The organism is Ferruginibacter lapsinanis, assembly GCF_020783315.1.
Classification (GTDB): Bacteria; Bacteroidota; Bacteroidia; order Chitinophagales; family Chitinophagaceae; genus Ferruginibacter; species Ferruginibacter lapsinanis.
The window spans coordinates 3,378,556-3,392,818 of sequence record NZ_CP086063.1 but is presented as its reverse complement, the minus strand read 5'-3'; the positions used below and the strand labels follow the sequence as shown (position 1 = coordinate 3,392,818).

Annotated in this window: 9 protein-coding genes; 5 read left to right on the top strand and 4 right to left on the bottom strand. The window is 36.8% G+C overall.

Translation table 11 applies throughout. The features are described 5' to 3' along the window. Positions 1-25: 25 nt before the first annotated feature. From LK994_RS14250 to LK994_RS14240, 3 genes are all read right to left on the bottom strand, one after another. Complete coding sequence (locus tag LK994_RS14250) at positions 26-4,840, bottom strand: PKD domain-containing protein (protein ID WP_229760769.1); 4,815 nt, start codon at positions 4,838-4,840, stop codon at positions 26-28. A 214-nt stretch (positions 4,841-5,054) separates the two neighbouring features. Beyond that, a complete protein-coding gene (locus LK994_RS14245) occupies positions 5,055-5,573 on the bottom strand; it encodes a hypothetical protein (protein ID WP_229760768.1) in 519 nt (172 codons plus the stop codon). Beyond that, positions 5,539-7,035 carry a carboxypeptidase M32 gene (locus LK994_RS14240; protein WP_229760767.1) on the bottom strand — a complete coding sequence of 499 codons (1,497 nt, stop codon included), beginning with the start codon at positions 7,033-7,035 and terminating at the stop codon, positions 5,539-5,541. The genes LK994_RS14245 and LK994_RS14240 overlap by 35 nt, the downstream gene beginning before the upstream one ends. A gap of 21 nt (positions 7,036-7,056) precedes the next feature. Here LK994_RS14240 and LK994_RS14235 point away from each other — a divergent pair, with 21 nt between their 5' ends. From LK994_RS14235 to LK994_RS14215, 5 genes are all read left to right on the top strand, one after another. Continuing rightward, positions 7,057-8,154, top strand: a complete 1,098-nt coding sequence (locus LK994_RS14235) for a Nif3-like dinuclear metal center hexameric protein (RefSeq protein ID WP_229760766.1) — start codon at positions 7,057-7,059, stop codon at positions 8,152-8,154. 27 nt (positions 8,155-8,181) lie between these two features. Continuing rightward, positions 8,182-8,937, top strand: a complete 756-nt coding sequence (locus tag LK994_RS14230) for a zinc ribbon domain-containing protein (RefSeq protein WP_229760765.1) — start codon at positions 8,182-8,184, stop codon at positions 8,935-8,937. Positions 8,938-9,052: 115 nt separating this feature from the next. Further along, positions 9,053-10,708, top strand: coding sequence for a DNA repair protein RecN (gene recN, locus LK994_RS14225; protein ID WP_229760764.1), 1,656 nt, complete (start codon positions 9,053-9,055; stop codon positions 10,706-10,708). 255 nt (positions 10,709-10,963) lie between these two features. Further along, complete coding sequence (locus LK994_RS14220; RefSeq protein WP_229760763.1) at positions 10,964-11,776, top strand: enoyl-ACP reductase FabI; 813 nt, start codon at positions 10,964-10,966, stop codon at positions 11,774-11,776. Between the two features lie 6 nt (positions 11,777-11,782). After that, positions 11,783-12,043: a SemiSWEET family sugar transporter gene (locus LK994_RS14215; RefSeq protein WP_229760762.1), complete on the top strand. Its 261-nt coding sequence runs from the start codon at positions 11,783-11,785 to the stop codon at positions 12,041-12,043. A gap of 38 nt (positions 12,044-12,081) precedes the next feature. On the opposite strand, the gene LK994_RS14210 is transcribed toward LK994_RS14215, so the two are convergent. Next, positions 12,082-14,103 (bottom strand): M13 family metallopeptidase, encoded by a 2,022-nt coding sequence (locus tag LK994_RS14210; RefSeq protein WP_229760761.1) that lies wholly within the window; start codon positions 14,101-14,103, stop codon positions 12,082-12,084. Positions 14,104-14,263: the final 160 nt, after the last annotated feature.

Genomic DNA, 14,263 nt, shown 5'->3' with positions numbered 1-14,263 from the left:
ATAATTAATAAAAACCAAACCATCGTTATTGTATAAGGGCAATATTTCCTTTGAAAGGGATCACTTCATTATTTTCACAAAGAACATCCATCGTATATACATATACATCCGGTGTTAATTTTATGCCTTTGTAAGTGCCATCCCATGCTGCAGTTGCATCATTAGCTTTAAAATTGCTTCTTTCGTAAACCAATTCTCCCCAGCGACCAAAAATGCGTAGTGTTTTTATGCTGAAAATACCTGTACCTCTTGGATAATAAACGTCATTCGCTCCATCTCCATTTGGAGAGAAAGTATTTGGCATAAATATATTTGCTCCGTTACAAATAACAAATACTGTTACTTTATCTGTTGATTTACATCCTCCCGGATTTTTTACTTCAAGTGTATATTCGGTGGTTTGTTTCGGTTTCAATGTAATATCAGGTAAAGAATTTGGTCCGCTTACGATAAAGCTTTGCGGCGTCCATATAACCTGAGTAACATCTTTAGAAATAGCCGGGTTTAGTGTGATTGTCTGACCAACGTTAACGACCTTGTTTTCTCCTAATTCTACAGTAGGGATAGGATATACTTTTATCCTTACTGAGCCGGTATCCTGAAAACAGCCCCTTGCATCAGATCCGATCACTTTGTATATAGTTGTGGTATCAGGAGTTGCAATAGTTTTGGCATCTGTAACAGATTTTAATCCTGTAGATGGTATCCATAAATAATTATCAGCACCACTTGCGGCTATTTCTACAGAAGAGCCTTTACAAAGTGTATCTGTTTTGCTTACGGTAACTTTGAAAGGATTTTGTACTTTCAAAATAACTTCATCTGATGCAACGCAACCATGTTCTGTTGTACCTGTAACATTGTATCTGGTTTCTGCGCCGGTAGGAGTTGCAGTCGGATCGGCGCAATCAAGACAATTTAATGTCTTATTATAATTCCAGCTGTATGTACTAGCTCCTGTGGCCTTTAATTTATAATTCTTACCCAAACATACCCATGCATCTTCCCCTGCATTTACAACCGGTATAGGGTATGCTTCTACTTTTCTTATTGCGGTATCAAAACAGCCACTGCTGTTGGTAACTTTCAAGTTAACCATATAGTCGTTAGCAACACTATATGTTTGTTTTAAAGGAGTTTGAAGATTAGAAGTACTTCCATTTCCGAAATCCCATTCCCATCTTAGAACAGATGTGTCGGCTGCTAAAAGATTGCCACTAAATCCGGTAACCAATGGTACACAACCATTGTTGAAATTAGTGATGCTTATTTTAGGCGATGCAACAACTCTTATTGGTAATGTAGATACAGCGGTGTCTATACAACCATTTTCAGTTTTAATGATAAGTTTAGGTATATAAGAACCAGGTGCTGAATATTTGTGTGTCGCATTCTGATCAATTGATGTTACGCCATCACCTAGGTCCCAACTATAATTTATTATTTTGTCATAGCTGTCTGATGAATCAGAGAATGAAACGAATCCTGAATCACATATTGCTTTATCGGTAAAACTGAATTTGGCAGCAGCACCACTTACTTTTATTGTATCCTTACCGTAAATAGGAACCTGACAACCTTGCGGATCAACCAGGATCATTTTAGGGACATATTCTCCAAAGTGTTTATAGGTATGAGATATTACAGAATCATTCGTGCTTACCACTGTACCGTCACTAAAATCCCAGATGAATGATGCTTTATCAAGCACCGTTGCATCAAAATCTATTTTCAGATCTCTACAACCTTTCAGCGGAGTATAAGTAAATGATCCTCTAGGGCCCCTTATTTCAATTGTTTTTTCTTTTGTGTCAATACACCCACCTGGCCCTGTAATAGTTAATTTTACTTTGTATGTTCCGGGATAGTTATAAAAGTGAGAAGGATTACTTAGTGTTGAGAAAGTGCCATCACCAAAATCCCATTTCCTTGAAACAAATACATTAGAAATGTCTTTAAATGCTACTACCAGTGGAGGACAAGTGCTGAATGAATCACTCATTGTAAAGTTTGAAACCGGCATAACAATTTTGATATAGCTTGGTTTGGTTACAGAGTCTTTACAACCGTACATATCCGTTACCAATAATTTTACATCATAATTACCATCAACGCCATAAAGATGCGAAGGATTATTATCTGTTGCGGTCTTTGCATCACCAAAATTCCAGATATACGATAATGAAATACCATTAGAAAGGTTAGTGAATTGTATTGGTTTACCAGGACATGATAAAGTATCTTTTGAGCTGAATGCAGCCTTTGGTTGAGCAATGGTTACCGGTTTTGGTATAGCAAAAGAATCGGTACAACCTTTGCTGTCGGTAACTTTTAAAGCAACCGTATATAATCCTGAAACATTAAATGTGTGTTGTGATGAAGGAGTGGTCAATGTTTCTTTGAATCCATCTCCATAATTCCACGACCATTGTTCGATTGGGTGAATTCCGTCACTGTAAGAACTATCAGAAAAATTGACGATAGTTTTTAAACATGTTCCTGCAACAGATGAAACAAATTTTGCTGTGGGGCCATCTACCTGTACATACTTTGTTTTCACCAACGTGTCTTTACAGCCTAAAGTATTCGTGATGATCAATTGAACATCATATAAACCTGCATTTTTGTAGGTGTGAGCAATTTCTCCGCCTGTACTTACAGCTGTAGAGCCATCACCGAAATTCCATTCATAATTAACCACAAAAGCTTTATCAGGTTGAGGTACTGTAAATGTAACAGCATTGTTTTTACAAATGATTGTATCAGAGGCAAAAAAGTTTGCTTTACTATAAACGATTTGAATTTCTTTACTTGTTAGATACTCACAGCCCGTGGTTTTGTTATACACCACTAATGTTACAGTGTATGTTCCCATTGCAGAATATGTGTGTGCAGGATTTTGTTCGGTAGAAGTACTACCATCGCCAAAATCCCATCTCCATTCGTCAGCGCCAATTGATTTGTCTTCAAATGTTCTATCAAAAGCTTTCTTACAATCAGAAACAACATTAAACTTTGCGATAGGAGCTTTAATATATACATAGTCATTATATCTTACCGTATCAAAGCAGCCTCCGTTCCAAACGGTTAGCTTTACATCAAAAAAGCCTGTGTCGGAATATTGGTATACAGGATTCTGGTCTTCAGATTTTCCTCCATCACCAAATTCCCACAACCATTTTGTAACAGTACCGGTTGTTTTATCTGTAAAACTTATAGGTGTAATTGCACAAGCTTCTCTGTCACCGATAAAATCAGGTACTGGTTTAGTGGTTACTTTAATTGCATTCTTTACAATTACAGTATCATAACATCCGTCAAATGTTTTTGCAGATAATTTTATTGTGTATAAGCCTGTATCATTATAAGTATGTAAAACACCTGCATCAGTAGAAGTGGTGCCATCACCAAAATCCCATGTGTAGTCGCTCCAGATATCAATTTCGTCTGCAGCATATGAAAAGTATTTTGAGAAAGGAGCACAACCACTATCAGGTAAGTTCTTTACAGAAATTTGTGGCATAGTTATTTTGATCGCATCCGATTTTTTTACTGAATCCGCACAGCCTGTAGCATTGGTTACAACCAATGAAACAGTAAACTTCCCTTCTTTGGTATAAGTATGTGAAGGGGAGAATTGATTTGAAGTAGTACCATCACCAAAATCCCATTTGTAAGAATCTGCGCCGATGCTGGCATTCTCAAAAGTAACCGTTAACGGGGCTTTACAAGAAGTAGTAGTTCCGGTGATTGAAAAAGTTGCAGTTGGTCTTGGTAATACTGTAACTGTTTTGAAAGCAGAGTCTTCACATGCTCCGAAATAAGCTATTAATTTAATTTTATATGTACCTGCAGCAGCATAAATTTTTTGTGGGTTATTGTCTGTAGAAGTATAGCCGTCGCCAAAATCCCATTTAACTGAAGTAGGTGTGCCAAGTGAGGTTATTTGTAAATTGAATGGAGTGCCAACGCAAGCTTCATTAGCGGAACTGAAAGCTGCTTTAATATTGCCAACAGCAATGCTGTTTGATCTAAGTGCAGTATCAGAGCAGCCGCTTGTATTTGTTGTGATCAATCTTACCGTGTAACTTCCTCCGGTAGTGTAAGTATGTAAAGGAGATTCTTCTGTAGAAGTGGAGCCATCACCAAAATTCCACTGATAAGTTAAACTTCCTGTTCCTGTAGAAGTGTTTTGAAAATTGATGGTAACGGGAAATCCACAAACAGTAGGAGTTGTGTTAGTGAAATTAGCTTTTACACCACTGGTTATTTTTATATAAGAAGATTTGGAGAGTGTAGTTACACAACCATTGCTATTTGTTTCTCTTAATGTAACATTATAATTGCCTGATTCATTATAAATGTGTTCCGGATTCATTTCATCCGAACCGGTACCATCACCAAAATCCCATTGTCTGCTTACAATAGTGCCACTCATCGCAAGACTCAGATCAGTAAATTTTACTGTTAAAGGATAACATCCGATAGTAACATTGCTTGTGAAGTCAACCGAAGGTTTTGAAAAAACGGTGATCTGGCTAGTTTTTGTGATACTATCCGCTGAACCGCTGGCATTTTTAATAACCAATTTTACATTGTACTGCCCTGGTTCAAAATATGTAACCGACGGACTTTGTAAAAATGAAATGGTTCCGTTTCCCAGATCCCATCTCCATTGAGTGGGGGTTCCTGTAGAGTTGTCAAAAAATTGAACTAACAGTGGGGAGCATCCGCTCTGCGGAAAGCTACTAAAATCAGCTTTCAGTTGAGCTTTAGTGCTTAAACTGAAAACAAATAAGAATAGCAGATAGCATGCTCTGATGGCAATTTTGGCTATCATAGGTTTGGCGATTTTGGTTTTTATTAATATGATCTGACATTTTTATGAGGAACGTCAGATTGGTTTGGACATTTTTATGAGGAATGCCAAATAGATAACTCCTTATTAAACAAAAAATTGTGCCAAGTGGGGAGAAAAGTCAAAAAATGAGTACTTGTACGCTGTATAAGTATTTTTACGATAAGAAGGGACAAGAAGGAGTAGTGTTGCTGAATTAAACCCTCTTCATGTGCAAGATCTTTGGGTCGGTATTGATCCAGGGAGCCAGTTCCAAAACAGGAATTGATTTCTTGGTGAATTTCCAGGTGCGATTAAGAAAATTGAATTCTGTAGGAATTGAAGGGGCGTTTAAATTAATTATAAGTTTACTGTAGTCTTCATTACTGGTCCACGTGCCGGTATAGTTATTTGTACCCTTATTTGCGGTAAGGGGGCCTTCAACATAAGAATCAGTTCTTGATAAAACAAATGTATAACCATCGTATTGTGAAGTTATATCTGTACCATTATCTATTGCTTTGTCTACAATAAAGTTTCGGTTAAGAATATTGTCAGAAAAATATAGTATCAAAATCGGGGAAGGGTAGGCTTCTGTTGTGGAACTTTTCTTGCAACCACTTAAGAATAATAGTACTGCAATGATCACCGCAATAATTAACCTGGATCTATAAATTGTTTGAATAACTTTTTCAAGTTTATCAGGAGTAAATATCAGTGTATTTCTTTGTGGCATAATCGATAAAATAATTTGGATTTAGTGTTTCTCCGGTGGCTTCGAGACATAATTTTTCTGATAAAAATAAACGGCCCTTTTCATGTATATTCTTCCTTAGCCATTTTAAAATATTGCCGTTGTTGCCTGCCGCTACTTCTTTCTCTAATGACTTGTTTTCTCTTTCAATTGCTGCATATAGCTGCGCTGCATATAAGCTGCCTAAACTATAGGTAGCAAAGTATCCAAAACTTCCGTGACTCCAGTGGATATCCTGTAAACAACCATTTTGATCATTCGGCACAATAACTCCAAGATATTTTTTATACTGCTCATTCCAGTAAGCAGGAATATCTTTTGTCATAATACTACCCTCAATCAACGCTTTCTCTATCTCATAACGAATCATTACATGAAAATGATAGGTTAACTCATCTGCCTCGGTTCTTATCAAGGACGGTTGCACCTTGTTGATTCCTTTATAGAACTTTTCTTCACTGATATCTTTCAGTTGGTTTGGGAAAAACGTTTTTAACAAATTAAAATTGTGTTGCCAAAATGCCAATCCTCTGCCAACACAGTTTTCCCATAAGCGGCTTTGGCTTTCATGTATACTAAGACTGCAATATTCTCCCAATGGTAAGCCATACTGATCTCCGGGTAACCCCTGCTCGTAGAGTGCATGTCCGCCTTCGTGCAAACAACTCCAGGTCATATTCCCCAGATCATTCTCATCAACCCTTGTTGTTACTCTTACATCAACATTATTAAAATTTGTGGTGAAAGGATGTAAACTGATATCCTGTCTACCTGCTTCAAAATCGAAGCCAATTCTTGTTAAAAGTTCAATGCCTAATTTCCATTGGGTATCTTTATCATAATGCAAATGCAAAAATGAGCTGTCAACCTGAGGCTTATTCTTTATAGCATCAAGCAGCGTTAAAAGTTGCGGTTTCAAATCATTGAAGATATTATCTACGATCGCAACAGTAAGTCCTTTATCATAATCATTCATCAATGCATTATAAGGATGACCCTCATATCCAAGATAATCAGCTTCTCTTTTTTTTAATTCAATCACTTGATGCAGTGAATTTTCAAACAGTGGAAACGAATTTTTGCTTCGGGCATTAGCCCAGTCATGATAAGACCTTGTAACAGTCTCACTCATGGTACGTACAAAATCTGCAGGTATTTTTTTGTTCCGGGTGTAATCTTCCAGACTTAATTCTATATTTCTTTTTTCAGAACCACTTAAGTCATTTTTGCTGAGAAGTTCAGTTAAAAGATCGCCGAGCTTTTCATCTGTAAACTGTTCGTGGGCAATTTCGCTCAATGTGGCGACCTGCCTGCCCCTGAAATCATTGCCTTTTGGTGGAAGATATGTCTCCTGATCCCATTGTAAAACGGCAGAAGCGTATTTTACATCGGCTATTTTTTGCATCTTTGTTTTATACTCAGCATATAATTCGGCGCTATTCATTGTGTATGTAAATTTTATAAAATGAAAATTAACGAAATAGTATCTTTTTTAGAAACCATTGCGCCTGCAAGTTTACAGGAAAGTTACGACAATGCAGGTCTGCTTACAGGTAGTGCTTCATGGGAATGTACGGGTATTATTACAACATTGGATGCGACGGAAGTCATTGTTGATGAGGCGATCAAAAATAATTGCAATTTGATCGTTGCCCATCATCCTGTCATTTTCGGCGGATTAAAATCGATCACCGGGAAAAATTATGTGGAACAAACGGTTATCAAAGCAATCAAAAATGATATTGCCATCTATGCTATTCATACCAACCTGGATAATGTGATCAACGGAGTGAATGGGAAAATAGCGGATAAACTTGAGTTAATTAATCGCAGTATCTTATCTCCTAAAAAAAATAATTTAAAAAGACTGGTCACATTTGCACCTGTTGATCATGCTGAAAAGGTTCGTGCTGCAATTTTTGCGGCGGGTGGCGGGCATGTAGGAAATTACAGTGAATGCAGTTTCAATATCAATGGTGAAGGAACATTTCTGGCAAATGAAGGCACAGATCCGTTTATTGGAAAGATCGGAGAACGACACACCGAGCCGGAAGTAAGGATCGAGATCATTTTTCCGGAGTGGATCGAAAAAGCTGTGATCGCAGCTATGAAAACGGCCCATCCTTACGAAGAGGTGGCGTATGATATTATAAATTTAGATAATATGCATCAGGATATAGGTAGTGGTCTTGTAGGGGAATTGCCTGCAGCAATTGACGAAACATCATTTTTGAAGCAATTAAAGCAGGTATTTGGACTTTCTGTAATAAAACATACGGGTTTAACAGGCAAAGCGGTGAAAAAAGTGGCTCTTTGCGGAGGTGCCGGCAGCTTCTTAATTGGTGCTGCAACCGCGGCAGGAGCGGATTTTTACATTACGGGGGACATCAAATACCACGAATTTTTCGATGCGAATAATAGGTTGGTAATTGCAGATATCGGCCATTATGAGAGCGAACAGTTCACAATTGACTTATTATTTGATATTTTGACCGAAAAATTCCCTAACTTTGCCGTCCTAAAAACAGGAGTAAAAACCAACCCGGTACATTACTTCCTGTAATTTCAAATTATAATTTCAAATAAACAAATGGCTAAAGTCGCAGATTTCTCAGTTGAAGAAAAATTGTCATCACTTGTTCGCTTGCAAAAAGTTGACTGCAAATTGGACGAAATTCAGATATTAAAAGGAGAGTTGCCTATTGAAGTAAAAGACCTTGAAGATGAAATAGAAGGCTTACATGCTCGTCAGTTAAGAGTTGAAGAAGAGATCAACGGAATTCAGGAATTCATTAACCTGCGTAAAGAGGCAATCAAAGAAGCGGAAGCATTGGTGAAAAAATACGAGAAGCAAAGTGAGAATGTAAAGAATAACAGAGAGTTTGAAGCGATTAATAAAGAAATTGAAATGCAGACTTTAGAAATAAAGCTTTGCGAAAAGCATATTAAAGATGCTACAGAAGAAATTGGCGAAAAAGCACGCCAGTTGGATTCAGCTAAAAAAGCGGTAGCAACTAAAGAACATAATCTTTCCGGTAAAAAAAGTGAGTTGGAAAAGATCATCAGCGAAACTGAGAAAGAAGAAAAGCATTACAACAAACAAGCTGAAGAAGCAAGAAGTCATGTGGATGAAAGATTGTTGTTGAGTTATGACAGAATTCGTAAAAACTACCGTAACGGGTTAGCTGTAGTTGCTGTAGAAAGAGATAGTTGTGGTGGTTGTTTCCATGCTATCCCTCCACAAAAACAAAGCGAAATCAAATTACGCAAAAAAGTAATGGTTTGCGAAAACTGCGGACGTATCTTAGTTGATACAGATCTGAATGATTCAGTTGAAGTAAAATAAGTTTAACAAGTTTAATAAGTTTTAAAGGTGGATGTGGAAAAGCATTCACCTTTTTTATTTGTATTAATTCGAAAATTCGTGTAATTCGTACCTTAAATTCGTGTAATAAATAATTATGCTTACCAAACTTCATATACAGAATTACGCCATCATCGATGAAATTGATATTGATTTTTCATCAGGCTTAAACATTATTACCGGAGAGACCGGTGCCGGTAAAAGTATTTTAATTGGAGCCTTAAGTTTAATATTAGGTGACAGGGCAGAAAGTAGCACATTGATGAATAAAGAAAAAAAATGTGTGGTAGAAGGCAGCTTTAAAACAAAAGCCCGGAAAGAAATAAGATCATTCTTAAAAGAAAATGAACTGGATCTTGAAGATGACCTGGTTGTAAGAAGGGAGATCGCATCAAACGGAAAGTCAAGAGCATTTATTAATGATACACCCGTTAATTTGACTCAATTAAAAGCGTTGAGTTCATTGTTGGTTGATCTGCACCAACAGTTTGATACTCTTGAATTAGGAGATAATGATTTTCAAAGAGAGGTGCTGGATGCCTTGGCAGGAAATGGAGAACTGCTACAACAGTACGCTACTTTTTTTCATCAATATACTGCAGCAAAAAAAGAATTACAGGAATTGCAACAGCAGCAATTAACTGCTAATGCTGCACTTGATTACAATCAGTTTCTGTTTGATGAATTGGATGAGGCCGGATTGAAAGAAAATGAATTGGAAGAACTGGATGCTGAGTTGAAATTATTAAGCAATGCAGAGAATGTAAAGCAACAATTAAGTGCGGTTTATTTTGAATTAAAGGAAAGTGACCAGCCTATTGTTCAACAATTAAAATCGTTAAGCAATAAATTACATTCTTTAGAAGAGTATCATACTATGATACCTGATCTTACCAAACGAATACAAAGTGCCCAACTCGAGCTACAGGATGTTGCCGATGAATTGGAAAGCATTGATAATGCCGTGCAATACAGTCCTGAAAGAATTCAGATCGTAAATGATAAAATATCTGTAGGATATAAATTATTAAAGAAACATGGAGTGAATACAACCAATGAATTATTGGCTATAAAAGATTCTCTTCAGGAAAAATTAAATGACATCCTTAACCTAGGAGATGTCATTATAAAAAAGGAAAAGGAAACAAAAGAATTATCGCACCAATGTGAGACATTGGCTGCAAGCATCTCATCTAACAGAAGCAAAGCAACAAAACCGTTTGCGGAGAAGGTGAACAATCTTTTGGTTCAGGTTGGGATGCCTAATGCACAGATAAAAGTGCACATAGAAAAAGTATCCCTTAATATTTATGGTATTGATGCGATAGAGTTTTTATTTGATGCCAATAAAAGCAATCGCTTTGAGCCATTGCGTAAAGTGGCCAGTGGCGGCGAGTTGAGCCGTTTAATGCTCTGCATAAAATCTCTGGTAGCTAAAAAATTACAATTGCCTACATTGATATTTGATGAAATAGATACAGGTATTAGTGGTGAAGCGGCCAAACAGGTGGGGTTAATAATGAAAGACCTGTCTTCATCGCATCAATTAATATCTATTACGCATCAACCACAAATTGCAGCAAAAGCTACTGCTCATTATTTTGTATATAAAGCCATTAAAGAAGACAGGATCACTACCTCAATCAGGCTATTAAATAATGATGAACGTATTACAACCATTGCACAAATGCTGAGCGGAGAAAAGCCTACCGCAGCTGCTTTGCAAAATGCCAGGGAGATGGTAGGGAATTAACAGTTGATTTACATGAAAAAAATACTCTTACTAGCGTTTGTTGCAACAATGCTGTTTCTATCGTATCAGGTGCATCTTTTCTTAAAAAGAAAGGTAAATCCGGCTAAATCTGGTAAATACCTGGTCATAAACGCTCTTTTGAACCTACTTTCTATCTTCATATTCACTTTTGTAATTAGTTTTGTTATAATACAGTTTAAAGAGTTTTTCTTTAAGCCATAAGAGTCTTATTTTTACCGCTCAAATTATTAAAGCATGTCATACAACCTACTAAAAGGAAAAAAAGGAATCATATTCGGAGCATTGGATGAAAAATCTATTGCGTGGAAAACGGCGCTTCGTTGTCACGAAGAAGGGGCTGAACTATTACTGACCAACGCACCTGTTGCAATGCGTATGGGAGAAATAAATAAATTGGCCGAAGCGGTGAATGCTCCTGTAATTCCATGTGATGTAAGCAGTAATGAGGATGTAGCAAATTTGATCACTCAGGCAAAAGCACATTTTGGAGGTGGGGTAGATTTTATTCTTCACTCTATCGGAATGAGTATTAATGTTCGTAAGGGTATTCATTACACTGAAAATAATTATGAATTCAGCCATAAAGGGTTGGATATTTCTGCGTTGAGCTTACATAGAGTGTTGGCAGCAGCTATGAAGGAAGATGCAATTAATGAATGGGGATCTGTGGTAGCATTAAGTTATATCGCAGCTCAACGTGTTTTCCCCGACTATAATGATATGGCTGATAACAAAGCGATGCTGGAAAGTATAGCCCGTAATTTTGGCTATCAATATGGGGTTAAAAAACATGTTCGTGTAAATACCGTTTCTCAATCTCCTACAAAAACTACTGCAGGCAGTGGGGTAAAGGGCTTTGATGGTTTTATTAATTATGCAGAAAAAATGAGTCCATTGGGTAATGCAAGTGCAGATGATTGTGCTAACTATTGCGTTACCTTGTTCAGTGATCTTACCAAATTTGTAACGATGCAAAATCTGTTTCATGATGGAGGCTTCTCTTTCACAGGAGTTACACAATCAGTAATAGAACAAATGGAAAAATAATATTGTATGGATTGGACGGAGGTTATCGGGCATGTAGGTTCAGCATTGAGTAGTATCACTTTTATGCCCCAGGTTTATCAGGCCTGGAAAACCAAAAGTGTGGGTGATCTGAACTTATTAACGATCCTGATCGTTTTTATCAGTACAGTTATCTGGATCGTTTATGGTGTGGAGAGGATGATATTACCGGTGATCATTTGTAACAGTATCATTTGTTTTTTATCATTGGTGCTGCTTTATTTTAAATTTACGTTTATAAAAAAATAATAAAAAGGGAAGCATTTGCTTCCCTTTTTATTATAAGCTTACCAGATCTTTATTCTGTCTTTTTCCGGCTTGTACATTTTATCACCAGGCTTAATATCAAAAGCTTTATAAAATGCATCGATATTCCTTAGTGGTTCATTCGCCCTGTGTTCATTAGGGGCATGTACGTCAATGATGATGTATCTGGCAGCTGTTTCTGGTAAAATTTTGCTACGCCATGCATGCGACCAACTCAAAAAGAAACGCTGGTCTGGAGTAAAGCCATCTATTTTTTTGTTCGACCTTCCTTGTGCTGTTTTTTTGAACGCATCATACGCAATATTCAGTCCGCCCAGGTCCGCAATATTTTCTCCTGAGGTAAGTTTGCCGTTTACGTGTATTGTATCAAGCACAGTCAGAGAATCAAATTGTGCAATAATTTTTTCTGTTTTTTCTTTAAATTTTTCTGCATCTAAATTTGTCCACCAATCGTTGAGGTTACCCTCTGCATCATATTTCCTGCCTTCATCATCAAAGCCATGTGTCATTTCATGCCCAATGGTGGCACCTATGCCCCCATAGTTAAATGCATCGTCTGCAACAGGATCGAAGAAAGGAGGTTGCAATATTGCAGCAGGAAATACAATCTCATTACTTAACGGTGCATAATAAGCATTTACTGTAGGAGGGGTAAAATACCACTCGGTTTTATCAATGGGAGAGCCTAGTCTTTTTACAGAATATTTGTACAGCCATTCAGCACAGTTTCTTAAATTTTGCAGGTAATTATTTTTCGTGATCACCACACCGTCATAGCTTTTCCATTTATCCGGGTATCCTATTTTTTTTGTGATGGCAGCTAATTTGATCAACGCTTTTTGCTTGGTCTCATCACTCATCCAGTCTAAATGTTTGATTCTTTCTTTAAAGGCATCCTGCAAATTATTTACTAATGCTAACATTCTTTTTTTTGCAGCAGCAGTAAAATATTTTTTTACATAAAGTTGTCCCAGCAGGTCCCCAAGTCTGTTATCTGTTAAATAACTTACCCGTTGCCATCTTGGTGTCATGGCTTTCTGACCAGAGAGGGCTTTACCATATTTAAAATTTCTTTCTACAAATGCATTACTCAAATAAGCGGCAGAACTTTTTAAAATATACCATTGTAAATAATTCTTCCACGTTTGCAGTGGCAGGTTCAATAAAAGACTATCGGTAGTTTGTAAAAATGCCAGGTTGTTAGATAGGATGCTGTCCTCATTTACCAACATTTTTTGCATCAATATTTTTAAGTTTATTGCTTTTAAATTTTTACTATAGTCGTTTATATTAAGTTTATTGTAGGTTTTTTCGGGGTTTTTTAGTTCTACTTTACTTATTTGTGCCTTGGCCAATTGGGTTTCAAGTTCAATAATTGTAGTGGCTTTGTCTGGGGCGAGAACAGAATCTGTACCTGTTAATATGAAAAGATCAATTATGTAGGATAAATACTCTTTTCTGATATCTATACTACGATTGTCATTTTTTAGATAATAATCTCTGTCTGGTAAAACTGTGCCCCCTTGGTCAAGGTGGGTAATATATTTCGTAGTTATTTTTGCATCCTGATAGATAGAAAAATTAAATAAAGGCGCAGTGATCCCTTTCGTGTGTTGATATGTTATTTCAGTAATGATCCCGTCAATATTTTTTATAGCGTTAATTCTTTCAAGGTCTTTTTTTATTGGCTGGTACCCTAGTTGTTCCGCATTGATACTATCCATACCGCTGGTATAAAAATCACCTACCATCTGCAGCATGCGGTTTTTATGTGTGTTTTTTGAAGCGTATTCTGTAAGCGTTTTAACATCTGCAGAAGATTTTTCAGCCAGAAGATTGAAGCTTCCCCAACTTGTCTTGGAAGCAGGGATTGTTGTATTTTTTATCCAGTTGCCATTTACAAACCGAAAAAAATCATCACCGGGTTTCACAGTAAGGTCCATGTCGGTAGAATCAATCATCTTTTTGGGTTCGATATTCTGGCAATTAGCAGATAATCCATTCAGAAACAACAGGGTAAAGAGAAGGGTAGGCAGTTTCATAAAATATATTTTTTCAAAAATAACAAGTACTAATATTGCTGAGCAGCATATTGTTATAAACGGTAAAATATCTATTAATGAGTTATTTTATGATTTTACGGTAAAAAAACGAGCATTTTACTTTAAAATCAATCAAAATCATTACCTTTGCCGCCCGAAA

Bases quoted from the DNA above. Each gene is read 5' to 3' on its own strand.
- LK994_RS14250 (WP_229760769.1), bottom strand. From the start codon at position 4,840: ATGATAGCCAAAATTGCCATCAGAGCATGCTATCTGCTATTCTTATTT.
- LK994_RS14245 (WP_229760768.1), bottom strand. From the start codon at position 5,573: ATGCCACAAAGAAATACACTGATATTTACTCCTGATAAACTTGAAAAA.
- LK994_RS14240 (WP_229760767.1), bottom strand. From the start codon at position 7,035: ATGAATAGCGCCGAATTATATGCTGAGTATAAAACAAAGATGCAAAAA.
- LK994_RS14235 (WP_229760766.1), top strand. From the start codon at position 7,057: ATGAAAATTAACGAAATAGTATCTTTTTTAGAAACCATTGCGCCTGCA.
- LK994_RS14230 (WP_229760765.1), top strand. From the start codon at position 8,182: ATGGCTAAAGTCGCAGATTTCTCAGTTGAAGAAAAATTGTCATCACTT.
- recN (WP_229760764.1), top strand. From the start codon at position 9,053: ATGCTTACCAAACTTCATATACAGAATTACGCCATCATCGATGAAATT.
- LK994_RS14220 (WP_229760763.1), top strand. From the start codon at position 10,964: ATGTCATACAACCTACTAAAAGGAAAAAAAGGAATCATATTCGGAGCA.
- LK994_RS14215 (WP_229760762.1), top strand. From the start codon at position 11,783: ATGGATTGGACGGAGGTTATCGGGCATGTAGGTTCAGCATTGAGTAGT.
- LK994_RS14210 (WP_229760761.1), bottom strand. From the start codon at position 14,103: ATGAAACTGCCTACCCTTCTCTTTACCCTGTTGTTTCTGAATGGATTA.